20 protein-coding genes and 2 pseudogenes are annotated in these 23186 nt (G+C 69.1%); 17 read left to right on the top strand and 5 right to left on the bottom strand.

Translation table 11 applies throughout. The annotated features are described in order from the left end of the window. Positions 1 to 29 precede the first annotated feature (29 nt). Together ftsH and RMP08_RS10055 are read left to right on the top strand one after the other, a co-directional pair. Positions 30 to 1976 carry an ATP-dependent zinc metalloprotease FtsH gene (ftsH, locus tag RMP08_RS10050; RefSeq protein ID WP_310468858.1) on the top strand — a complete coding sequence of 649 codons (1947 nt, stop codon included), beginning with the start codon at positions 30 to 32 and terminating at the stop codon, positions 1974 to 1976. A 63-nt stretch (positions 1977 to 2039) separates the two neighbouring features. Further along, positions 2040 to 2414 (top strand): hypothetical protein, encoded by a 375-nt coding sequence (locus tag RMP08_RS10055; RefSeq protein ID WP_310468859.1) that lies wholly within the window; start codon positions 2040 to 2042, stop codon positions 2412 to 2414. Between the two features lie 13 nt (positions 2415 to 2427). Here RMP08_RS10055 and RMP08_RS10060 read toward each other — a convergent pair whose 3' ends face one another. Then, on the bottom strand, positions 2428 to 3414 hold the full coding sequence (locus RMP08_RS10060) for a DUF3667 domain-containing protein (protein ID WP_310468860.1): 987 nt from the start codon (positions 3412 to 3414) through the stop codon (positions 2428 to 2430). Between the two features lie 62 nt (positions 3415 to 3476). Here RMP08_RS10060 and RMP08_RS10065 point away from each other — a divergent pair, with 62 nt between their 5' ends. From RMP08_RS10065 to RMP08_RS10100, 8 genes are read left to right on the top strand one after another with little or no spacing between them, the layout of a single operon-like run. Then, entirely contained in the window at positions 3477 to 4124 is a 648-nt protein-coding gene (locus tag RMP08_RS10065) for a nicotinate-nucleotide adenylyltransferase (RefSeq protein WP_310468861.1), read from the top strand. After that, the gene (rsfS, locus tag RMP08_RS10070) at positions 4105 to 4512 is read left to right on the top strand and encodes a ribosome silencing factor (RefSeq protein WP_310468862.1); all 408 of its coding nucleotides are present in this window, start codon (positions 4105 to 4107) and stop codon (positions 4510 to 4512) included. Before RMP08_RS10065 ends, rsfS begins: the two co-directional genes overlap by 20 nt. 4 nt (positions 4513 to 4516) lie before the next feature. After that, positions 4517 to 4939: a 23S rRNA (pseudouridine(1915)-N(3))-methyltransferase RlmH gene (locus RMP08_RS10075; protein WP_310468863.1), complete on the top strand. Its 423-nt coding sequence runs from the start codon at positions 4517 to 4519 to the stop codon at positions 4937 to 4939. Positions 4940 to 4942: 3 nt separating this feature from the next. Then, on the top strand, positions 4943 to 6121 hold the full coding sequence (locus tag RMP08_RS10080; protein ID WP_310468864.1) for a peptidoglycan DD-metalloendopeptidase family protein: 1179 nt from the start codon (positions 4943 to 4945) through the stop codon (positions 6119 to 6121). A 37-nt stretch (positions 6122 to 6158) separates the two neighbouring features. Continuing rightward, positions 6159 to 7508 (top strand): S41 family peptidase, encoded by a 1350-nt coding sequence (locus RMP08_RS10085; protein ID WP_409049785.1) that lies wholly within the window; start codon positions 6159 to 6161, stop codon positions 7506 to 7508. A gap of 25 nt (positions 7509 to 7533) precedes the next feature. Then, positions 7534 to 8031 (top strand): disulfide bond formation protein B, encoded by a 498-nt coding sequence (locus tag RMP08_RS10090; protein ID WP_310468866.1) that lies wholly within the window; start codon positions 7534 to 7536, stop codon positions 8029 to 8031. After that, positions 8028 to 8564, top strand: coding sequence for a demethoxyubiquinone hydroxylase family protein (locus RMP08_RS10095; protein ID WP_310468867.1), 537 nt, complete (start codon positions 8028 to 8030; stop codon positions 8562 to 8564). Before RMP08_RS10090 ends, RMP08_RS10095 begins: the two co-directional genes overlap by 4 nt. A 54-nt stretch (positions 8565 to 8618) precedes the next feature. Beyond that, positions 8619 to 9020, top strand: coding sequence for a hypothetical protein (locus tag RMP08_RS10100; RefSeq protein WP_310468868.1), 402 nt, complete (start codon positions 8619 to 8621; stop codon positions 9018 to 9020). A gap of 3 nt (positions 9021 to 9023) precedes the next feature. Here RMP08_RS10100 and RMP08_RS10105 read toward each other — a convergent pair whose 3' ends face one another. Both RMP08_RS10105 and RMP08_RS10110 read right to left on the bottom strand, forming a co-directional pair. Beyond that, positions 9024 to 10784, bottom strand: coding sequence for a DUF885 domain-containing protein (locus RMP08_RS10105; RefSeq protein WP_310468870.1), 1761 nt, complete (start codon positions 10782 to 10784; stop codon positions 9024 to 9026). Positions 10785 to 10850: 66 nt separating this feature from the next. Next, positions 10851 to 11510 (bottom strand): hypothetical protein, encoded by a 660-nt coding sequence (locus RMP08_RS10110; RefSeq protein ID WP_310468871.1) that lies wholly within the window; start codon positions 11508 to 11510, stop codon positions 10851 to 10853. Between the two features lie 82 nt (positions 11511 to 11592). On the opposite strand from RMP08_RS10110, the gene RMP08_RS10115 reads away from it, so the two are divergent. The 7 genes and pseudogenes from RMP08_RS10115 to RMP08_RS10140 all read left to right on the top strand — a co-directional run bounded on the left by RMP08_RS10115 (position 11593) and on the right by RMP08_RS10140 (position 18931). Beyond that, positions 11593 to 12153: a TetR/AcrR family transcriptional regulator gene (locus tag RMP08_RS10115; protein WP_310468872.1), complete on the top strand. Its 561-nt coding sequence runs from the start codon at positions 11593 to 11595 to the stop codon at positions 12151 to 12153. Between the two features lie 86 nt (positions 12154 to 12239). Next, a complete protein-coding gene (locus tag RMP08_RS10120) occupies positions 12240 to 13628 on the top strand; it encodes a peptide MFS transporter (RefSeq protein WP_310468873.1) in 1389 nt (462 codons plus the stop codon). Continuing rightward, the gene (locus RMP08_RS10125; protein ID WP_310468874.1) at positions 13628 to 15403 is read left to right on the top strand and encodes a DUF885 domain-containing protein; all 1776 of its coding nucleotides are present in this window, start codon (positions 13628 to 13630) and stop codon (positions 15401 to 15403) included. Before RMP08_RS10120 ends, RMP08_RS10125 begins: the two co-directional genes overlap by 1 nt. Next, positions 15400 to 15627 (top strand): annotated as a pseudogene (locus RMP08_RS12285) (DUF1206 domain-containing protein); the annotation flags it as partial. The gene RMP08_RS10125 and the pseudogene RMP08_RS12285, both read left to right, overlap by 4 nt. A gap of 45 nt (positions 15628 to 15672) precedes the next feature. Beyond that, positions 15673 to 16212 carry a DUF1206 domain-containing protein gene (locus RMP08_RS10130; RefSeq protein ID WP_409049786.1) on the top strand — a complete coding sequence of 180 codons (540 nt, stop codon included), beginning with the start codon at positions 15673 to 15675 and terminating at the stop codon, positions 16210 to 16212. Between the two features lie 44 nt (positions 16213 to 16256). Continuing rightward, a complete protein-coding gene (locus RMP08_RS10135) occupies positions 16257 to 17501 on the top strand; it encodes a putative DNA modification/repair radical SAM protein (RefSeq protein ID WP_310468876.1) in 1245 nt (414 codons plus the stop codon). 14 nt (positions 17502 to 17515) lie between these two features. Beyond that, positions 17516 to 18931 carry a UdgX family uracil-DNA binding protein gene (locus RMP08_RS10140; protein ID WP_310468877.1) on the top strand — a complete coding sequence of 472 codons (1416 nt, stop codon included), beginning with the start codon at positions 17516 to 17518 and terminating at the stop codon, positions 18929 to 18931. On the opposite strand, the gene RMP08_RS10145 is transcribed toward RMP08_RS10140, so the two are convergent. Next, the gene (locus tag RMP08_RS10145) at positions 18928 to 21036 is read right to left on the bottom strand and encodes a TonB-dependent siderophore receptor (protein WP_310468878.1); all 2109 of its coding nucleotides are present in this window, start codon (positions 21034 to 21036) and stop codon (positions 18928 to 18930) included. The two genes, RMP08_RS10140 and RMP08_RS10145, sit on opposite strands and share 4 nt — an antisense overlap. A gap of 45 nt (positions 21037 to 21081) precedes the next feature. Further along, positions 21082 to 23186: pseudogene (locus tag RMP08_RS10150) on the bottom strand (chromosome segregation protein); the annotation flags it as partial.

Here is a 23186-nt window from a genome sequence, read left to right on the forward strand (position 1 = left end):
GGCCAGCGCGGCCGCGGCGAGGAGCGACAATGAACGAGAAGAAACCGACCAGCCCGTGGGCGAAAAGCCTGATGATCTGGGCCGGCGTCCTGTTCGGCCTCGTGCTGTTCGTGCAGATGATCGACGGTGGCACCCGCGCCAGCGCCGGCGACCCGATCGCTTATTCCGAGTTCGTGCGCCAGGTCGACGAGGGCAATGTCCGCTCGGTGACGATGAACACCTCGCCCGCCGGCAACACCGTGATCAGCGGCAAATTGGCCAATGGCAGCGCGTTCCGCAGCACCGCGCCGGGCGACGCCCAGGTGTCCGACAAATTGATCCAGCGCGGCGTCGCGGTGCAGGTCAAGGCCGAGGAGCAGTCGAGCTTCTGGCTGATCCTGCTCTACCAGTCGCTGCCGTTCCTGCTCATCCTCGGCATCAGCTTCTTCATCATGCGCCAGATGCAGAAGAACGCCGGATCGGGCGCGATGGGCTTCGGTAAAAGCCGCGCCCGCATGCTCACGCAGAAGGAAGGCCGGGTGACCTTCGCCGACGTCGCCGGGATCGACGAAGCGCGCGAGGAGCTCGAGGAGATCGTCGAATATTTGAAAGACCCGGGCAAGTTCGCGCGATTGGGCGGCAAGATCCCCAAGGGCGCGCTGCTGGTCGGCTCGCCCGGCACCGGCAAGACCCTGCTCGCGCGCGCCATCGCGGGCGAGGCGGGCGTGCCGTTCTTCACCATTTCGGGCTCCGACTTCGTCGAGATGTTCGTCGGCGTCGGCGCCAGCCGCGTCCGCGACATGTTCGACCAGGCCAAGAAGTCCGCGCCGTGCATCGTGTTCATCGACGAGATCGACGCGGTCGGCCGCCACCGCGGCGCCGGGCTCGGCAACGGCAATGACGAGCGCGAGCAGACCCTCAACCAGCTGCTGGTCGAGATGGACGGGTTCGAGGCCAATGAGGGCATCATCATCATCGCCGCGACCAACCGCCCCGACGTGCTCGACCCGGCGCTGCTGCGCCCGGGCCGCTTCGACCGCCAGGTGATCGTGCCGCGCCCCGACATCGACGGGCGCGAGCAGATTCTCGCGGTGCACATGCGCAAGGTGCCGCTGGCGCCCGATGTCGACCCGCGGGTGATCGCGCGCGGCACCCCGGGCTTCTCCGGCGCCGACCTCGCCAACCTCGTCAACGAGGCCGCCTTGCTCGCCGCCCGCCGCGGCAAGCGGCTGGTCGCGATGAAGGAGTTCGAGGAGGCCAAGGACAAGGTCATGATGGGCACCGAGCGGCGCTCGATGGTGATGACCGAGGACGAGAAAAGGATGACCGCCTATCACGAGGCCGGTCACGCCGTGGTCGCGCTCAACGAGCCCGCGTCCGACCCCATCCACAAGGCGACGATCATTCCGCGCGGCCGCGCGCTGGGCATGGTCATGCGCCTGCCGGAACGCGACAATTATTCGTATCATCGCGACAAGATGTACGCCAACCTCGCGGTGGCGATGGGCGGCCGCGTCGCCGAGGAAGTGGTGTTCGGCTACGACAAGGTCAGCTCGGGCGCGTCGTCCGACATCAGCTACGCGACCGGCCTCGCGCGCGACATGGTCACCCGCTGGGGGATGTCGGACGCCTTGGGCCCGCTGCAATATGCCGAGGCCGACGAGGAAGTGTTCCTCGGCTATTCGGTCAACCGCCAGAAGAACATGTCGAACGAGACGGCGCAGGCGATCGACAAGGAAATCCGCCGCGTCGTCGAGCAGGGCTATGAGCGCGCCAAGACCGTGCTGACCGACCATCGCGAGGACCTCGAGACGCTGGCCAAGGCGCTGCTCGAATATGAGACGCTGTCGGGCGACGAGATCAAGACCGTGCTCGAGGGCGGGTCGATCGACCGGGGCGGCTCGAGCAAGCCGTCGCTGCCGACCGCCGGCTCGTCGATCCCCAAGTCGCGCCGCAAGCCGCAGGGCCTGGGCGGCGCGGCGCCGGCCGGGGCGTGACAGCGCTGCAAGCCGCGGTTCATCGGCGGTCGGCCACGCTTTCCCTAGCCGGGGAGAGTTGCGATGCTTAAATCGATGATGATCGGGGTGGCGATGGCGGTGTTTCCTGCCAGCGCCGCATTCGCCCAGGCGATGCCGGTCGCCGACTTTCTGGCCAAGGTCGAGGCGCTCGAGAAGCTTGGCCCGCTGGCGGCGGTTTCCCCCGAACTGGGCCTGCTCAAGGCGGAGATCGGCAACAGCTCCAAGGCGGTTCGCGCCGACCAGATTGCCGCCGACAAGGCCGGGCGCAAGCTCGCCTATTGCCTGCCGGCCAAGGCTTCGATGACGAGTGAGGAACTGGTCGCTTATTTCGTCTCGATCCCCGCAGCGGAGCGGACAATATCGGTCGGCCAGGCCTTCCGCGGGTTCGTGACGCAGAAATACCCGTGCAAGGGCTAGGGGGCGCGGCCGCTTAGTCGAACAGGCCGAGGCCGACCAGCAGGACCAGGAACAGCAAGGTCGCGGCCATTGCGAACACGGTCAGAAGGACGGTCCGCCATATCGCGCCGGCGCGGGTAAGCTCGTACGTGCCGCGCAGCTGGCGGTACATGTGGATCGGCGGAATCAGCATCGCCATTCCCGCCACGGCGGGCGTCACCATCCCGACCAGCACCGCGGCGACCACCAGCAGGGTCATGAAGGCCAGCGAGTAAGTGACGAACACGGCGTGGTCGTTGAGCGTGAAGCGGCGGCTGAGCGGGAACAGCAGCCACAGCAACGGCACCGACAGCGGGATCAGCAGCCAGCTGAATTTGTAGGCGTTGGTGCGCAGCTTATAGAGCAAAAGCTCGGGGTTGGACCCCGCCTTCTCGATCGGCCGGCGCAGCCAGCCGGGCATGTCGCCCGACATCTGGACGTTGCGGGCGACCTGGATGTTGCGCCCCGAAAGCCCGTTCAAGGCGGCCAGCTCGGTGCGCGCCTCGGCCAGCCTGCTGTCGAGATCGGCCGTTGGCACACCCGCCGCGGCGGCGGCCTGGCGCTCGCGGTCGAGGCGGGCCACGGTCTGCTCGGTTTCGGCGAGCGAGCGCGATATGTCGGCGCGGCCTTGCGGAGTGGTGACCAAAGTGCCGGTCGCGGTGAGCACTGCGAACATCATAAAGACCGCGAACAGGAACAAGGCGATCGGCGAGATGAAGCGCGCGCGCTGGCCGTCGATGTAGCGCCGGGTCAGCTCGCCCGGGCGCCACGCCAGCAGCGGCAGCGTGTGCCACAGCTTGCCTTCGAAATGGAGCACGCCGTGGGCGAGGTCGTGCCAGAACGCGCCCAATGTGCGGTGGACGTGGGCGCGCTGGCCGCAGCAATGGCAGAAATCGCCGACCAGGGCGCAGCCGCAATTGAGGCACGCGCGCTCGTGGGTGTGGCTGTCGTCCGCCTCGCTGACCGCCTCGGTTTCCGCCATTTGATCCCCCCAACGCCAGCATATTAGGTGCCGCCCTGCCCTCATGCTAGCCGGTTGCGGCGATGAAGCGCATCGGACTCCTCGGCGGCTCGTTCAACCCGGCGCATCGCGGCCACCGCCGCGCCAGCCTCGCCGCGCTCGACGCGCTCGGGCTCGACGAAGTGTGGTGGCTGGTATCGCCGGGCAACCCGCTCAAGCCTCAAAAAAGCATGGCGCCGTTCGCCGCGCGGCTCGCTTCGGCGCGGGCGATGGCGCGGCGCGCGCCGATCCGGGTGAGCGATTTCGAAGCGCGCGCGGGCACCCGCTTCACCGCCGACACGGTGCGCCTGCTGCTCCGCCGCGAGCGCCGGCGGCGGTTCGTGTGGCTGATCGGCGCCGACACGCTAAGCGACTTTCACCGCTGGAAAAACTGGCGCGGGCTGGCGCGCATGGTGACGATTGCGGTGATCCCCCGCCCGGGGTATGATGGCCGTGCCCGAGCGGCACGCGCGATGGGCTGGCTGCGAAGGTTTGTCCGCCCTTCGAGCCAGGCGAAACGATGGACGGAGTGGAGTGCACCGGCGATCTTGATGCTTCGCCTGCCGCCCGACCCGACCTCCGCGACCGCCATCCGCGCGCTCAACCCCAATTGGCACCGCCGCACCATGCCGCCGCCCGGCGCCGCGAAATCCTCACGCCCAAGGAGCCGACTTGCCCGATCGCCCCACTAACAGCGCAGCCGCCGGCCGCGAGCCGCTCGGCGTCGATGATCTCCACCAGCTCGTGCTCAAATCGCTCGACGACGACCAGGCGGTCGAAGTGGTGTCGATCCCGCTCGAGGGCAAATCGAACATTGCCGACCATATGGTGATCGCCTCGGGCCGCTCGACCCGCCAAGTCGCCTCGATGGCGGCGAAATTGTCCGAGCGGATCAAGGAGCGCCGCGGCCGCGCGCCGCGGCTCGAGGGGCTGCCCGCCGCAGACTGGGTGCTGGTCGACGCCGACGACGTGATCATCCACCTGTTCCGCCCCGAGGTGCGCTCGTTCTACAACCTCGAACGGATGTGGGCGTTCGGCGACGACGCCCCCAAGACCGCGGGCGCCGCGCCGGCCGGCTGAGGCATTGCTGCTGCACATCGTCGCGCGCGGCAAGATCGGCCGCTCGCCCGAGGCCGAGCTGGTCGAGCGCTACGTCAAGCGCATCGCGTGGCCGGTGAAGATGACCGAACTGCCCGACAGCGGGGGCACGATCCCTCCCCTCCCCGCCAACAGCGTTTCGATCCTGCTCGATGAGCGCGGTGAGGCGCTCGGCTCGGTGGCGCTGGCGAAGAAGCTCGAGGCGTGGCGCGACGGCGGCAAGCGCGAGGCGCGCTTCACGATCGGCGCCGCCGACGGGCATGGTGATGCCGAGCGGGGCGCGGCCGACCTGTTGCTGTCGTTCGGCGCGGTGACCTGGCCGCATCTGCTCGCCCGCGCCATGCTCGCCGAGCAATTGTTTCGCGCGACATCGATCCTTGCGCACCACCCCTATCACCGCGAAGGGTGAGCGATGGCGCGCTTCGCCCTCCTCGCCCTGTTGTTGCTGATCGCCGGCGCCAGTGCGCCGCGCGTGGCCGACGCCGAGCCGCTCGACGTCGAACTGAAACGCGCGCGCGCCGAGGCGGCTGCCGCCGACGCCGCGGCGCGCCGGTTCGAGGCTGAGGCGGCGAAGGCACGGGGCGAAGCTGCGAAGCTGCGCGCCGAGCAGGGCGCCGCGGCCGAGGCGATCGCCGCCGCCGAAGCGCGGATCAGTGCCGCCGATGCGCAATTGAAGATGGTTTCGGCGACGCTTGCCGCGCGGCGCCAGCGGCTGCTGCGCGAGCAGGCGCCCGCGAGTGGGTTGCTGGCCGGGCTGGCGACGATGGCGCAGCGCCCGCCGCTGCTCGCGATCCTCGACCGCGGCACCGCCGAGGAGTTTGTGCGTGTGCGCCTGCTGCTCGACAGCACGCTGCCGGTGATCCGCCGGCGCACGGCGGCGCTGGCGGCGGAAATCGGGCGTGGGCGGCGGCTCGAGCAGGCGGCGGTGGATGCCCGCGCCGCATTGGTCGCCGGGCGCGACGAATTGGCCGCCAAGCGCCAGGCGTTTGCCGAACTCGAGGCCAAGGCGCTGCTGGCGGCCGAGCGCAGCGGGGGCGCGGCGCTCGGCGCTGGCGATGTCGCTTTGGCGATGGAAGAGGAAAGCGAGCGCTTGACCTCGGCATCGAGCAGCGGGCGCGGGGCGGCGCGGCGGGCGGCCGAGCTGGCCCGACTCGGCCCCGCCCCGCCGCGGCCGTTCCGTGCCGAGGGCGGCGCGTCCCCGCCGGCGATCGCGTATTCGCTGCCGGCCGCCGCACCGGTGACCGACGGGTTCGGCTCGGTCAGCACCAGCGGCATTCGCTCGCGGGGGATCACGCTGGCCACCGCGCGCGGCGCCGCGCTGACCGCGCCGGCCGCCGGCACCGTGGCGTTCGCCGGCCCGTTCCGCGAGCATGACGGGATCATCATCATCGACCATGGCGGCGGCTGGATCAGCCTGATCGCCAACGCCGCCACCCCGCTCGAGCGCGGCGCCAAGGTGCGCCGGGGCGAGCCGCTCGGCCGCGCGCTGGGGCCGATCAGCGTCGAATTGTCCCGACACGGGCAGCGGCTGTCGCCCGCTCTCATCGCAGGTTCATCTCAAACGCTGTCAAATCGCGCCAAGAGCGGTTAATCTGCGCTGCGAACCTTTCGGGACGATCGACATGACATTGACGCGCACCCTGCTTCCCCCTTTGGCCCTGGTTGGCGCGCTGGCGCTGGTGCCGGTCACGGCAAGCTCGCTGGCGGCCGCCGACGTCGCCAATTACGAAGAGCTCGAGACGTTCATGAGCGTCTATGAGCGGGTCAAGGCGTCCTATGTCGACAAGGTCGACGACCACACTTTGATCAAGGGCGCGATCGACGGCATGCTCGCCTCGCTCGACCCGCATTCGTCGTACGCCGAGGAATCGGACTTCGACGCGCTCAGGACCACCACCGACGGCAATTACGGCGGGCTCGGGATCAGCGTCTCGACCGAGGACGGCGCGGTCAAGGTGATCGCCCCGACCGAGGACACCCCGGCATGGCGCGCGGGAATCAAGGCCGGCGACTACATCACCCACATCAACAGCGAGCTGCTGTACGGCCTGGCGCTCGACGAAGCGGTCGAGAAGATGCGCGGCGCGCCGGGCTCGGGGATCAAGCTGACCATCGTCCGCCCCGGCCGCGACAAGCCGTTCGACGTCTCGCTGATCCGCGAGCGGATCGAGCTCAGGCCGGTCAAATGGGAGATCAAGGACGGCGTCGGGATCATCAACATCAACACCTTCGCGGGCAACACCGGCGACGCCACCAAGGCGGCGCTGCTGGCGATCGACAAGGCCACCGGCGGCAAGCCGATCGGCTATGTCGTCGACCTGCGTTCCAACCCCGGCGGGCTGCTCGACCAGGCGGTCGACGTCAGCGACGCCTTCCTCGAGCGCGGCGAAATCGTCTCCCAGCGCGGGCGCGAGGCCAACGACATCGAGCGCTACTACGCCAAGCCCGGCGACATGGCGCGCGGGCTGCCGGTGATCGTGCTGGTCGACGCGGGCAGCGCCTCGGCAGCGGAAATCGTCGCCGGCGCGCTGCAGGACCACCGCCGCGCGTTGGTGATGGGCGAGCGCAGCTTCGGCAAGGGCAGCGTCCAGACCGTGGTCCAGACCGGGCCCAAGAGCGCGCTCAGGCTGACCACCGCGCGTTACTACACGCCGTCGGGCAAATCGGTTCAGGCGGGCGGGATCGACCCCGATATCCGCGTGCCGCAATTGTCCGACCCCGACTACAAGGACCGTCCGCGGGTGCGCGAGGCGGACCTCCGCCGCCACCTGGTCAGCCAGAGCGGCGCCGACGACAAATTGCTCGAGCAGGACGACGACACCGTCGACCCGCGCTTTGCCTACACCACCGCCGAATTGGAGAAGAAGGGGGTCAAGGACTTCCAGCTCGATTATGCGGTGAAGACGCTCAAGCGGCTGGCCGCGGGCGCGACGACGCGGATCGCGGCGACCGGCGGGCAGGCCAAGTCACGCCGCTAGACCGATGACCGAGCAAGTGTTGCCAATGACGCGGGCCGGCCGGTCGAGCCCCGAGCTGGGGCGGCTGATCGCCGTGCTGCTGCCGCTCGGCCTGCTCGGCGGGGCGCTGGGGTCGGAATATCTCGGCGGGCTGGTGCCGTGCGAGATGTGCTGGTGGCAGCGCTACCCGCACGGGGTGGCGATCGTGCTCGCGGGGCTGGCATTCACCGCCCCGGCCGAAGTGCAACGATCGCGCATCCTGACCCTGTTGGCAGCCGCCGCAATCGCCGTCTCGGGCGCGATCGGCGTCTATCATACGGGGGTCGAGCTGGGTGTTTTCGAGGGCCTGACGACGTGCGCGACGACCGCGGCCGGCGCCAGCAACGCCGACCTCCTGAAAGCCATCGTCAACACGCCGCTGGTGCGCTGCGACCAGGTGCAGTTCGCGTTCCTCGGCATTTCGATGGCGGGATGGAATGCCATTCTTTCGCTCGGCGGCGCGGCAGCGATCGCCGTGCTGACGCTGGGCAGACGCCGCGCATGACCGCGTGGCGCCCGGGCGACCGGCGGCCCGACGCGGCAGCCATGCTGCGCGTCAACCAGGCCGGCGAATATGGCGCGACGCGGATCTACGCCGGGCAGTTGGCGGTGCTGCGGCGCAATTCGCATGCCGCCAAGCTGATCGCGCGCATGGCGGCGCAGGAAGAGCGCCACCTGACGCGCTTCAATACGCTGATGGCGCAGCGGCGGGTGCGGCCGACCGCGCTGCAGCCGGTGTGGAACGTGGCCGGCTTCGCGCTGGGCGCGGCGACCGCCTTGCTGTCCGAGCAAGCGGCGATGGCGTGCACCGAGGCGGTCGAGACCGAAATCGACCGCCACTACGGCGCCCAGCTCGATGAGCTCGGCGAGGACGATCCGGAATTTGCCGCCGACATCGCCGCGTTCCGCGCCGAGGAGCTCGAGCATCGCGACACCGCGCGCGAGGCCGGCGCCGGCGAGGCCATCGGATACCCCGTATTGACCGCGACGATCCGTGCCGCCTGCAGGGTGGCGATCGGCCTGTCGAAGCGGATTTGAGGAACCACCCGCGGCGCTCGCCCGCTATAGGCATCGACCAGAGGATTAGTGACAATGACCAAGACCGCTTCCGTTTTCGCCGCGATCGGGCTCGCCGCCGGGCTCGCCGCGCTGCCCGCGCCGGCCACCGCCCAGGCCGACAACGTCAACGAGATCATCGTCTACGGCAGCGACCCGTGCCCTCGCTCGACCGACGACGAGGTGGTGGTGTGCGCGCGCAAGCCCGAGAGCGAGCGCTACCGCATCCCCGAGCGGCTGCGTACCGGCGGCGCGCGCCAGACCCGCGAGGCGTGGGCCAACAAGGCGAAAAGCTTCGAGACGGTCGGCGCGAGCGGGATCAACAGCTGCTCGGCGGTCGGGCCGGGCGGGCACACTGGCTGCCTCAAGAACATCATCGATCAGGCCCGCGCCGAGTCGCGCGAGTCGGAGGTCGAGAACACCGCGCCGGAGCAGTAAAGCTCAGGCTTTCGCTTTCTCCGCCGCGATCCAGGCGTCGATCTGCGTTTCGAGCGCGTCGAGCGGGACCGCGCCCTGGCCGAGCACCGCGTCGTGGAAGCGGCGCAGGTCGAATTTTTGCCCCAGCGCTTTCTCCGCCCGAGCGCGCAGCTCGCGGATCTTGAGCTCGCCGAGCTTGTAAGCGAGCGCCTGGCCGGGGTTGGCGATGTAGCGGTTGACCTCGGCCTCGATATTGGCGGCGGACAGCGCCGAATTGTCGGTCATGTAATCGATCGCTTGCTGCTTCGACCAACCCTTGGAGTGAAGCCCGGTGTCGACCACCAGGCGGGTCGCGCGCCACATCTCGTAGCTCAGGCGTCCCATGTCCTTGGCCGGGGTGTCGTACAGCCCCATCTCGATCCCGAGCCGCTCCGAGTACAGCCCCCAGCCCTCGACGAAGGCGGTGAAGAAGGTGCCGTCGCGGCGCCATTGGGGCAGCGGCAGTTCCTGCTGGAGCGCGATCTGATGGTGGTGGCCGGGGACCGCCTCGTGCACCGACAGCGGCGGGATTTCCCACAGCGGGCGCTGGTCGAGCTTCGAGGTGTTGACGTAATAGACGCCGGCGATGCCGCTCTCGGGCGAGCCCTGGTTGTAATACGCGGTGGTGGTGCCTGGCGCGATCTCGGCCGGGACTTCGCGGATCCCGTACGGCAGCCGCGGCAGCAGCGTGAACAAGGTCGGCATCTTGCCGTCGATCTTCTTGAGCTCGCGCGCCGTCGCCTGCATCAATTCCTCGGGCGTCTTGGCGTAATATTTGGGGTTGGTGCGCATGTCGGCGATCATCGCCTCGCGGCTCGGGAAGCCGGCCTTCTTCGCGACCTCGACCATCTCGGCGCGGACGCGTTTGACTTCGCTCAGGCCGAGCGCGTGGATGTCGTCCGCGTTGCGCGTGGTGGTGGTGAACTGACGGATGCGGAAATTGTAGAACGCCTTGCCGTTGGGGAGGTCCGCCATCGCGACAGATTTCGCGCATTTGGGGGCGTAGTCGGTGCGGTACCAGGCGGCGTGGCGGGCGTAGGCTGCGCGTAAATCGCCGCCGATCAGCGCCTTGGCGCGGGCCTGCAGCGCTGACCATTCCGAGGCGGACAGGAACGCAGGCTTGGCCGCGGCAAACGGGGCGTAGAGGCGCGACCGCGTGGGGTCGGCGGGAATCACCCCGGTGATGCTGTCCTCGAACCCGCCCATCGCGTCGCACGGCAGGACATAGCCCTCGGCCAGCGCGCGCGCGCTGATGCGCAGCGCCTCATCGTTGTAGGCGGGGTATTTGGCGAGGCGCGCGAGGTAATTGTCGTAATCGGCGCGGGTGCGGAAGGTGAGGAAATTGGACAGGCCGGCGAGCGTTTGGTGCCAGCCCTCGCGGTTGGTGAACAGCATCATCCGCTGGCCAAAGCGGTTGGCCTCGATCGCCTCCTCCAGCGTGCGCTTGAAGATCGCGTGGTTGACCCGGTCGGCGGGAGACAGTGCGGCGACCGGGATCGCATTGAGCTGCGCCAGATAGGCGCCGTATTGCGCGGCAATGCGGTCCTGCGCGGCGAGGCTGATGTCGCCCAATTCGGCGTCGTAGCGCTTGTCGCCGAGGATCGACGCATTGATCGGGTTCTCGCGCAGCACGAACGCCCAGTAAGCGTCGGTCAGCGCCTTGAAGTCGTCGGCCGGCGCGGCGGCGGCGGGCGCGGCGAGCGCGAGCGACGCGGCGGCGGCCAGCGCGAATGTCAGTGTACGCATCGAAGCAATCCCCCGTGGTTCAAGGGGACGATAACCGGGCGGCGGCGCGGCGCAACGGCGTTTCGACTAAAGCTGGTTGTCGCCCTTGTCGCGCAGCATGGCGATGGCGGCGGCGATCATCCACGCGCTCTGCGGGAACACCACCCACGGCATGGTCGTGGTCTCGGGCGAAAAGCGCCCGCTCAGCTGCCACAGCAAGGGATAGACGCCGACCACGATGCCCGCCGCTCCGAGCACGCGCCGGCGGCGCCACAGCGCCCAGCCAAACAGCATCAGCGCGAGCGACAGGAAGGCGACGTGGACCTGGGCGAAGCCGCGGTTGGTTGCGACCGCGACCTGGACCGCCGCGGGCATCTGGTCGAGCGTCATCGGGCGCGGGTGGCGCGTGGGCTGGTGCGGCGTCGCCGCGAACGACGCGCGGGCTGCGACGGGAGTGACCCAGTTGCTGATCACCGCGGCGTTGGCGGTCAGCATCATCGCCAGCGCCGCCAGCACCAGCGCCAGCCGCACCGGGGCGCGGGCGAGGCCGATCCATTCGGCCATCTGCCACATTCCGAGCACCATCAGCGGCACCGCGACCAAAGCAGTGCCGTGGATCAGCTGCGACAGAGTGAAAGGGCCGAGCATGGGGTGCGCATCGACGTGCGCGGGGTGGAAGGCGAACACCAGCATCGCCAGCGCCGCGCCCGATATCAGCGCCCATGCGCCCGTCCTATGTGCCGTCATCATTCCCTCCGCCTGCCCAACGCGCAATCTAGCTTGCGCGGGCGGCGCGGCATCCGCATGTTTCCGGACGATGGAGGGGCCGATGTCCGGAAACTGCGGGTCGATCGACGAGCGCGCGCTACGCACGCGCAACAGCCTCGCCGCCGCGGTCATCCGCCTCGGCCCGCGCCGCGGCGTCGACCGCATCACCGTCGGCGAACTGGCGTCCGAGGCGGGGATCAGCCGCTCGACCTTCTACGCGCACTTCGGCAGCTTCGAGCAATATCTGGCGCAATCGTTCGCCACGATGGTCGAGCGCATGGCGGCGCACGGAGCGGCGCAATCGCCGGGCAGCGACGCGCCGCTGCTGTGCACACAGTATATACTATCGCACGTCTACGGCGCGCCGGAGTTTGTTGCGGCGGCGGCGGGGTCCCGGCACCGGGCGGCGATGTTCGCGGCGGGCGAGCAGCGGCTGACGGCGCATCTCGAGGCGCGGTTGCGCGTGGTGCGGCCGGCGCTCGAGCGGCGGCGGCGCGTGGCGCTGGCGCGGTTCGTTGCGGCGGGATTCATCGGTCTACTGCGCGACTGGATGGAGCAGGGCATGCCGCGCTCGCCGGATGAATTGCGCGGCGACTTCGAGGCGATGACCGCGGCGCTTTGACGGCGCATTCGGGCCGCTTGCCGAATTGTTTTTCCAATCGCCGGGCGCTCTGTTAGCCCGTCCCCGCGCCAAGGGGAGATTGCCGCATGACCGTCGCCGAAGCCACGCCCAATTTCGAGGATGCCGACCGCAACGACCGCGCCTTTATCGGCCACCCAAAAGGCCTCGGCTACCTTGCCTTCGTCGAGGGCTGCGAGCGATTTTCATACTATTCGATGCAGACGCTGCTGACGCTCTACATGGTCAATTATCTGCTGCTGCCGGGGCGGCTCGAGACGGTCACCGGGCTCGAATGGCTGCAGAACAGCTATTATGGCGGGCTTCAGGGGCAGCAATTGTCGTCGGCGATTTTCGGTGACTACACCGCTTTGGTCTATCTCACTCCGATCCTCGGCGGGATTCTCGCGGACCGCGTTCTAGGGCGCCGCGCGGCGCTGATCGCAGGCGCCTCGATCATGGCGCTGGGCCACTTCCTGATGGCGTTCGAGGCGAGCTTCCTGTTCGCGTTGCTCGCGCTGGTGGTCGGGGTCGGGCTGTTCAAGGGCAATATCGCGAGCCAGGTCGGCGCGCTTTACGCGGAGAATGACCTGCGCCGGGCGATGGCGTTCCAAATCTTCTACATCGCAATCAACGTCAGCGTGATCATCGCGCCGCTGGTCAGCGGCACATTGGGCGAGAAGGTCGGCTGGCACTGGGGCTTCGGCGCGGCGGGGGTGGTGATGGTGCTCGGCCTGATCATCTATCTCGCCGGCCAACGCTGGCTGCCCGCCGACAACAAGCCGACCGCGGCGAGCCGCGCGGCGCGCGAGAAACTGTCGCGCAACGACTGGACCCGGGTGATCGCGCTGGTGATGCTGATCCCGGCGCTGGCGGTGGCGCTGCTGACCAACCAGGAAATCTTCAATGCCTACCTGGTGTGGGCCGACCAGGAGTTCCAGCTGACCTTCGGCGGGACGACGCTGCCGACCAGCTGGATGATCACCATCGACGCCGCCTTGAGCTTCTCGATGCTGGTCGCGGTGGCGGCGTTCTACACCTGGTACGGCAAGCGCCACCGCGAGCCCGACGAGCTGGGCAAGATGATCATCGGCAGCGTGTTCACGATGGCCGGGGGGATGTGCCTGTACATCGCCGCGCTGACCCAGGGCGACGGCAAGATCGGGCTGTTCTGGCCGCTGATGTTCCACTTGCTCAACAGCATCGGTTTCTCGCACATCCTGCCGGTCAGCCTGGCATTGTTCTCCAAGATCGCGCCGCGGCAGATCAACGCGACGGTGATCGGGCTGTATTATCTGGCGTTCTTCGCGGCCAACAAGATCGTCGGCAAGATCGGCCAGCTTTATTCGACGATGGACACGCCGACCTTCTGGCTGCTCCATGTCGCCAGCGCGGGCGTCGGGCTGGTCGCGTTCGTGCTGTTCAAATGGCTGGTCGCCGACCGCATGGCGCGGGCGCACGAAGCGGTGCCGGCCTGATGCGCGCTGCGATGGGCCTGGCGGCGGCGCTGCTGGTTGCTCCGCCCGGCGCGATCGCGCAGCCGGCCGCCGCCACCGCGAGCACGGCCGACCGCGCGTTTGCCGAGCTCGCCGACCGCTGGCTAGCCGAGACGTTGCGGCTGAACCCGATCGCGGCGACGCAGGCCGGAGACTATCGCTACAACGCGCTGCTTCCCGACATCGGCGCGCGCGGGCGGGGCGAGCAATTGGCGCTGTCCAAAGCGACGCTCGACGCGCTGCGGCGGATCGACCGCGCCTCGCTGAGCCGCGCCGGGCAGGTCGACCATGCGCTGCTCGAGAACCAGCTCAAGTTCGACATCTTCCAGCTCGAGGAGCTGGAGGAGCATGCGTGGAACCCGCTCGGCTACACGGCGGTCGCGGGGTCGGCGCTGTACGGGCTGATGGCGCGCGAATTTGCCCCGCTACCCGAGCGGCTGCGCGCGGCGACGCGGCGGATGGAGGCGCTGCCGGCGCTGCTCGCCGAAGCGCGGCGCCAGCTGGTGCCGGCAAGGGTGCCCAAGATCTACGCCGAGACCGCGGTGCGCCAGAATGCCGGGCTGGCCTCGATCGTCGACGACATGATTTTGTCGCAGGCGAAGCTGCTGCCGACGGACGAGCAGGCGCGGCTGACGCGCGCCGCGGCGGGGCTCAAGGCAGCCGCCGACGTGCACGGCAAATGGCTCGAGGCCGCGGTGGTGCCGGCAGCCAAGGGCGACTTCCGGCTCGGGCAGAAACTGTACGACAGGAAGCTCGCGCTGGCGCTCAACTCGCCGCTGTCGCGCGCCGAAATCCGGCAGCGCGCCGAGACGGTGATCGCGGCGACTCGCACGGAGATGTACGGCATCAGCCGCGCGGTGCTGGCCGGGCGCACCGGGGCGCCGCCGACGCCCGACATACCGACGCCCGAGCAGCAGCAAGCGGCGATCGCCGCCGCGCTCGACCTCGCCGCCGCCGAGCAGCCGCCGCGCGACCAGGTGGTGCCTTTCGCGCGCAAGGCGATGGCGCAGGCGACCGCGTTCGTTCGCGAAAAAGGGCTGGTCAAGATTCCCGACGGCGCCGACTGGCAGATCATCGATTTGCCCGAATTCCAGCAGGGCGTGGCGGTGGCCTATGCCGATACGCCGGGCCCGCTCGACCGCAACCAGCGCGCTTTCTACGCCGTGTCGCCGATCCCCAAGGACTGGACCGACGCTCAGACCACCAGTTTTCTGCGCGAGTACAATACCCGCGCGATCCAGGAACTGACCATCCACGAGGCGATGCCGGGGCATTTGCTGCAAGGCGCGCATTCCAACCGCTATCCGTCGACACTGCGCGCCTATCTCGGCTCGGGGACGATGGTCGAGGGTTGGGGGATGTACGCGGAAGATGTCATGCGCGAGGCGGGCTATCTGGATAGCGACCCACTGTACCAATTGGTCCACCTCAAGTGGCGACTGCGCGCGACGATGAATGCAATCATCGACCAGATGGCGCATGTCGACGGGGCAAGCCGCGAGGCTGTGATGGAGCTGTTGACCAAGACCGCGTTCCAGGAGGAGCGCGAGGCGGCGGGCAAATGGACGCGGCTGCAATTGTCGTCGGCGCAGCTGCCGACCTATTTCGTCGGCTACAGCGAATGGCGCGATTTGCGCCGCGCGGCGGAGGCGCGGCCGGGGTTCAGCCAGCGCGATTTCCATGACCGCGCGCTGTCATTCGGGTCGCCGCCGGTGCGCTTCATCCGCCAATTGCTGTTCGACGAGCCGATCCGTTGACGGTCCTCGACCGCGCCAAATACGAAAGCCACTTCCAGACGCTGACTCGGGTCGGCTTCTTCGCCCGGGGGCTGCTGTACATCCTGATCGGAGTGCTGGTGATCGGCGCCGGGCGGACCGAGGACGTCACCGGCGCGCTCGAATATCTCGGGCGCGGGTTCGGGCGGTGGGCGCTGGCGGTCGTCGCGGTCGGCATGGCGACCTATGGGTTGTGGCGGCTGGCCGACGCGGCGTTCGGGCAGGAGCATCCGGGCCACCAAGGCAAGGCGCTGCGCAAGCGCGCCGCGGCGGGGCTGATCGGGGTCATCCACCTCGCATTGGCGTGGAAGGCGGCGTGGATCCTGGTCGTCGGGCGTTCGGGCGGAAGCGACGTGCAGGAGCATGCCGACACCGTGCTCGACCTGCCCGGCGGGCAATGGATGCTGGGCTTCGGCGCGCTGGTGATGGCCATCGTCGGCTTCAACCAGTTGCGGCAGGCGCAGCAATGCTCGTTCCTCGAGCCGCTCGGCGAAGCGGCCGACATCCGCGTCGTCAAATGGCTGGGGCGGATCGGCTGCGCGGCGCGCGGCACGATTTTCCTCGCGGTCGCCTATCTGCTTGCGCTCGCCGCGCTCGCCAACAGCCCCAAGGCGGCGGGCGGCCCCGAGCAGGCGCTCGACATGCTGTCCGAGCCAGTCGCCTTCGCGGTCGCCGCGGGGCTCATCCTGTTCGGCCTGTTCAGCATGGTCGAGGCCCGCTACCGGCGCATCGCCAGGCCTCCGCCGGTCGAGCAGGTGGCTGAAAAGATAAAGGAAAAGCTGCCCGGTTGACGCTTGTGCTGGACTCGGCCGAATTGCGAACATAGAGTGAACGCATGGCCCAGCTCGACACCCAGGCGAAGCTCGCGATTCTGGCCGATGCGGCGAAATACGATGCGTCGTGCGCCTCGTCCGGAACCGCCAAGCGCGACAGCCGCGCGGGGAAAGGCGTCGGCTCGACCGAGGGGATGGGGATCTGCCACGCCTACGCCCCCGACGGGCGGTGCATTTCGCTATTGAAAATCCTGCTCACCAACAGCTGCATTTTCGACTGCCATTATTGCATCAACCGCAAGAGCTCGAACGTGCGGCGGGCGCGCTTCACGGCGGACGAGGTGGTCCGGCTGACGCTGGCATTCTACAAGCGCAATTATATCGAGGGGCTGTTCTTGTCGTCGGGGATCATCGGCTCGTCGAATTACACGATGGAGCAATTGGTCGAGGTCGCGCGAGCGCTGCGCGAGGACCATGATTTCCGCGGCTACATCCATTTGAAGACCATTCCCGACGCCGATCCCGAGCTGGTGCGGCAGGCCGGGCTCCATGCCGACCGGGTGTCGATCAACATCGAGCTGCCGACCGCGCCGGGGCTCAAGCGGCTGGCGCCCGAGAAAGACGGCACGCGGATCGAGGGGGCGATGGGCGAGATGAAGGCGTCGATCGCCGATGCCCGCGACGGGCAACGCAAGTACAAGTCGGCGCCGCGCTTCGCGCCGGCCGGCCAGTCGACCCAGATGATCGTCGGCGCCGATGCCGCGAGCGACGGCGAGATCGTCAATCGCGCGAGCCAGTTGTACGACCGCTTCGCGCTGCGCCGGGTGTATTATTCGGCCTTCTCGCCGATCCCCGACGCGAGCGCGGTGCTGCCGCTCCAGCGCCCACCGCTGATGCGCGAGCACCGGCTGTACCAGTCCGACTGGCTGATGCGCTTTTACGGGTTTGCGCCGGCCGAGGTGATCGCGGCGGCGGGCGACGACGGCATGCTGGCGCTCGACATCGACCCCAAGCTGGCGTGGGCGCTCAAGTTCCGCGCAGCGTTCCCGGTCGACGTCAACCGCGCGCCGAAGGAGTTGCTGCTGCGGGTGCCGGGGCTGGGGACCAAGGCGGTGGGGCGGATTTTGAGCTCGCGGCGGTGGCGTTCGCTACGGCTCGACGACGTGGCGCGGCTGACGGCGTCGATCGCCAAGGTGCGTCCGTTTATTTGCGCGTCCGACTGGCGCCCGACCCTGCTCACCGACCGCGCCGACTTGCGGACGTTGGTGGCGCCGAAGCGCGAGCAGCTCGAACTGTTCGCCGCCTGAGCGGTTGTTGCCGCATGCTGCGCGAAGGCCCGATGATCGATGCGCACCGGGTGACGCTCGCCGCGCCCGACGATTTCGACGGCTGGCGGGAGGCGGCGCGCGACCTCGCCGAGGCGGGGGTGCCGGCCGACGCGGTGGTGTGGCAGGTCGCGAGCGGCGAACCCGACCTGTTCGGCGAGGAGCGGCCGCGGACCGAGGCGCCGAGCTTCGCGGTGCCGCGGGCGTTCGTTGATTTGGCCCAGAGCGCAGTGTGCCATTCGGACCCCGAGCGGTTCGCTTTGCTCTACGCGATGCTGCTCAAGCTGCGCGGTAACCGGCACGCGCTCGAGGACCGCGCCGACCCCTTGCTCGACCGCCTCCAGCGGCTGGCCAAGGAGGTCCGCCGCGACGTCCACAAGATGCACGCGTTCGTGCGCTTTCGCGAGGTCGAGGAGGGCGAGCGGTTCGTCGCCTTCTTCGAGCCCGATCATCACATTGTGCGGCATACCGCGGGCTTTTTCGTGCGGCGGTTCACCAACATGCGCTGGTCGATCCTGACCCCCGAGCTGAGCATCCATTGGGACGGCGAGACGCTAACCGAAGGGCCGGGCGCGGTGCGTGGCGATGCCCCCGGAGGCGACCCGCTCGAGGCGATGTGGAAGACTTATTACGCGTCGATCTTCAACCCGGCGCGGTTGAAGGTCGGGGCGATGCTCAAGGAGATGCCCAAGAAATATTGGCGCAACATGCCCGAGACTTCGCTCGTTGCACCGCTCATCGCGGGCGCGCGGAGCCGCGCATTGGAGATGATCGAGGCGTCACGAACGGTGATGACGGCGGGCGGCAATGTCGAGGCGGCATGGGCCGCACTGCGCGACGAGGCGCGCGGGTGCAGGCGGTGCGACCTGTACAAATGCGGCACGCAGACGGTGTTCGGCGAGGGGCCGCTCGATGCCAAAATCGTATTCGTCGGCGAGCAGCCGGGCGACCAGGAGGATTTGGCGGGCAGGCCGTTCGTCGGGCCCGCGGGGCAAGTGTTCGACGCCGCGCTGGAGCAGGCGGGGATCGATCGCAGCGAGACCTACGTCACCAACGCGGTCAAGCATTTCAAGTTCGTGGCTCGCGGCAAGCGGCGCATCCACCAGACCCCGGACAGCGGCGAGATCGCGGCGTGCAAATGGTGGGTCGACCAGGAGCGCGCGTTGATCCGCCCGCCGCTGACGGTCGCGCTGGGGGCGACGGCGGCGCGCTCGCTGGTGGGCAAGGCGGTGACCATCAGCCGCGTGCGCGATGCGCCGCTGACGCTGGCCGATGGCGGCGAGTGCTGGGTCACGGTGCACCCCAGTTTCCTGCTCCGCATCCCCGAGGAAGAGCGACGGCGCGAGGAGCGCGCGCGGTTCGTCGCCGACTTGAAGCGGATCAGAAAGCGCGCGGCCGAGCTTGCCGGCTAGAAGCCGAAGCGCAGGCTGGCCCGGGCCGTGGTTGGTGCGCCCGGCGCAATGTTGTTGTCGTTGTGCGCGGTCGGAAAGTAATCGGCGCCGAAGATATTCTCGACATTGACCTGGGCCTCCACGCCCTTGGCCAGCTTGTAGAAGCCGGCCACGTCGACCCGCGTATAGCCGGGCAGCTTCACCTGGTTGCTGATCGAGGCGTAGGATCTGGTGCGGGCGACCACGCCGAGGCCGAGGCCGAGCTTGTGCGTGACGTCGTAGCGATTCCACAGCGACAATGAGTGGCGCGGTACCAGCGGCACCTTGCGCCCGGCGGGAGCGGCGGAGGTCGAGTCGGTGATTTCCGCATCCTGCAGCGCATAGCCGGCGGAAACTTGCCAGCGATCGCTGACGCTGCGCTCGAGGCCGAGCTCGATACCGCGGCTGCGCTGCGCGCCGGTGAGCACGATGCGGTCCTGGTCGTCGCGCGACTGGGTGTTGGTGCGGTCGAGCTGGTAGACCGCGCCGGTGGCGAGCAGGCCGGCGACCGGCTCCCACTTGGCGCCGACCTCGTAATTGTCGAAGCGCTCGGGCTTGAGCTGGCCGGTAACCGCGGTGAGGCCGCTGAACTGGTCGCCCGATTGCGGCAGGAAGGACCGCGAGAAGCTGGCATAGAGCGACAGGTTCGGGCGCGGCTTGAAGATCACGCCGAGCCGCGGTGAGAGCAAAGTGTCGCTGCGCTCGAACTTGGCGCCGGTGGCGCGCAGGTCATCGACCTTGAGGGTGAAGCTGTCGAAGCGGACACCGGCGACGATCTCGAACTGCGGCGAGATGCGGAGCTGGTCCTGGACATAGAGCGCCGCGATCGTCGCGCGGGTGCGGTTGTTGGCGTCACTCGCGGACGGCGCGAAGCTGACGTCGGCGTCGGTGGTTGGATCGGTCAGGGGGACGCGGTCGTCGCCGAGGAAGAAAGTGCCGCTTTTCCGCAGGTTACGCGACTTCTGCCGCCCGACCTCGACCCCGAGCAGGATGGTCTGGTCGACCCCGCCGAGGCGGTTGGTCCAGATCAAATCGGTCTGGTTGAACAGGTTGGTGCGGTCGTTGCGGCTGTTGTAGGCGCCGAGCACGACCTCGTCGCCATCGAGCCGCGAGGGGTAAATGTTCTGGTAGAATTTGTCGTAATCGGCGACCAAGGTGCGGTTGCGCAGGGTCAGCCCGTCGGCGAGCTGATGCTCGATGGCGAGAGTGCCGAGATTGACGTCGGCGCGCGAGAAGCTGAGTTCGGGATCGCCGAAAAAGACCCGGTCGAACCCGCCGATCGGGCGGCCATCGCGCGAGGGCACACCGCGGTCGGTGGTGCGGCGGTCGTGAAAATGCTCGAAGCTCACGTCGATCCGCGTGTTGGGGCCGGCGACAATGCCGAGCGTGGGGTTGATGCCGTAGCGCTCAAGGTCGACATGGCGGCGGAAGCTATCGCCGTCCTCATACATCGCGTTGACGCGCAGCCCGACCGCCGATGACAGCGGCTGGGCGACATCGCCGGTGAGCCGGATGCCGCCGTCGCTGGCGGCCGACAGGGCGAACTCGCGCATCGGGCCGGCGGTCGAGCGCTTGGTCACGCGATTGACGATACCGCCGCCGCCGCCGCGCCCGAAGATCATCGCGTTGGACCCGCGCAGCACTTCGACCCGGTCGACATTGTAGAGGTCACGGAAATACTGGACGTCGTCGCGGATGCCGTCGACGAACAAATCGGCGGTGGTGTTGTTGCCGCGCAGGGTGAACTGGTCGCGGTTGGCTTCGCCGGTGCCCGGGGTCGCGCCGGGGACGAAGTAGAGCAAATCGGCGATCGAGCGCAGCTGCTGGTCCTCGATCTGGCTTTCCGAGATCACCGTCAGCGCCTGGGGGATGTCCTTGACCGGGGTATCGGTCTTGGTCGCGGTGGCGGTGGTGCGGACGCCATATTCCTCGCGCTGGCCGGTGACGACGATGACTTCGGAGGCATCGGCAAGCTCGACGCCGTCGATGGAGGGCGCGGGATCAGCAGGAGCCGCTTGCGCCAGCGCCGGCGCGGCGGTGGTGGCGAGGAGCAAGAAAGCGGCGATGCGGGGGGTCGGGGTGGCCATGACCGCGGGCACTATCGTTATTGATAGTCATTCGCAATAGCAGAATTACTCCGCTGCCAGCAGGGTCTCCGCGCCGCCGAGATCGACCGAGACCAGGCGGCTGACCCCTTTCTCGATCATCGTCACGCCGTACAGGCGGTGCATGCGGCTCATCGTCACCGCATTGTGGGTGACGATCAAATAGCGCGTGTCGGTCTCGCGGGTCATGCGGTCGAGGAGATCGCAGAAACGCTCGACATTGGCGTCGTCGAGCGGCGCGTCGACCTCGTCGAGCACGCAGATCGGCGCCGGGTTGGTGAGGAACAAAGCAAAGATCAGCGCGATCGCGGTCAGCGCCTGCTCGCCGCCCGACAGCAGGGTCAGGGTCGACAGGCGCTTGCCCGGCGGCTGGGCCATGATCTCGAGCCCGGCCTCGAGCGGGTCGTCGCTTTCGACCAGCGCGAGATGCGCCTGGCCGCCGTCGAACAAGGTGGTGAACAGGCTGCGGAAATGGAGGTCGACCTGCTCGAACGCGGTCAGCAGGCGCACCCGCCCCTCGCGGTTGAGATTGCCGATCGAGCCGCGCAGGCGGTGGATCGCCTGGGTCAGCTCCTCCGCCTCGGCGGCGCCGGTGGCGCGCGACTGGTCGAGCTCGGCGAGCTCGGTTTCGGCGACAAGGTTGACCGGGCCGAGCCGCTCGCGCTCGGCGGTGAGCCTTTCGAGCGTCGCCGATTCGACCTCGGGATCGACCACCGCGTCGCCGTCGAAACCGATTTTTTCGGGCAGGCGCTGGGGCAGGCATTCGAAGCGCTCGACGCAGGTGCGGGCGTAGTCGGCGCGGCGGGCTTCCTGCGATTCGGCGCGCGCGGCGGCGGCGGCGCGGCGTTCGCGCGCCTGGCTCGCCTGCTCGGTGGTCGCGGCGAAGGCCGAGGCGGCGGCGGCGACCGCCTGCTCGGCCTGTTGCTCGGCGGCGGCCGCTTCACCGGTGCGGGCTTGGCTTTGTGCGTTGTCGCGTTCGAGGCCGGCGATGTCGGTGTCGAGGCGGGCGGGCTCGGCCTCGAGTTCGCTGCGCTCGGCGGCCTGCTCGCCGCGCCGCGCGAGGGTCTGGACCAGCCGCGCTTCGGCATCGGCCTGGCGCTGGCGCCACTCGGCCTGCTCGCGGCCGGCGGCGCCGTGGCGCTCGCGGTCGGCGGCGGTCTCGCGAGCGCGGGTGGCGGCTTCGGCGCGCTTGTCGGCGACGGCGTTCGCGGCGTGCGCGGCGGTGTCGCGCGCGGCGTCGACCTTGCCTTGCAGCGCGGCGGGATCGGGCAGCGCGGTGAGCGCGGCTTCAGCGGCCGCCAGCGCCTCGTTTGCCGCAGCGAGAACCGGCGCGAGATCATCTTGGCGCTGGGCCAAAGCGGCGCGCTGGGCGTCGAGGCGCTCGATCGCGGCGGATGCGCTGTCGCCCAGGCGGGCTGAGTCGCGCGCGTCGCGCTCGGCGGTGGCGGCGGCAGCGCGGGCGGCGTCGGCGTGGTCGCGCAAGCGGGATACTTCGCCAACGGCTGAGTCGCGCGCGGCTTCGGCTGCCGAGGATGCTTGCTCAAGCGTTGGCAGCTGGCGGGCGAGTTCGGCGCGGCGGTTGGCGCGGACCAGCCGCTCGGCCGCCGCGGCGCCGCCGCCGATCGACACAAAACCGTCCCAGCGGCGCATCCGGCCGTCGCGGGTGACGAGGCGCTGGCCGACCGCGAGCGGCTGGCCGCTGTCGGCGCCGGCGACCGCGACCTGGCGCAGGCGGCGCGCGAGCTCGGGCGGCGCGGTGACATGATCGGCGAGGCAATCGAGCCCGGCGGCGAGCGGCGGGTCATCCTTTTGCCGTTCGCTGCCGGCCCAGCGGCGCGGGCCATCGCCGCCGATCGCGGCATCGGAATCTTCGCCGAGCGCCGCGGCGAGCGCCTGTTCGAAGCCGGGCTCGGCGGCGAGGCTGGCGATCGCGGCGCCGCCGGCGTGGTCGAGCGCGCGGGCCAATGCGTCATGCTCCGAGCGCGCGGCGGACAGCGCGGCGCGCGCGGCGGCGAGCGCGCTTTCGGCGGAGTCGCGGGAATCGGCGGCGGCGGCGCGGCCAGCTTCGGCGGCGGCGAGCTGGGGGGCGGCGGAGGGCGGGGGGGGGGCGGGGAGGGTGGCCGGGGGGGGGG

Origin of the sequence: Sphingomonas sp., assembly GCF_031426035.1 — a bacterium.
Taxonomy (GTDB): domain Bacteria; phylum Pseudomonadota; class Alphaproteobacteria; order Sphingomonadales; family Sphingomonadaceae; genus Sphingomicrobium.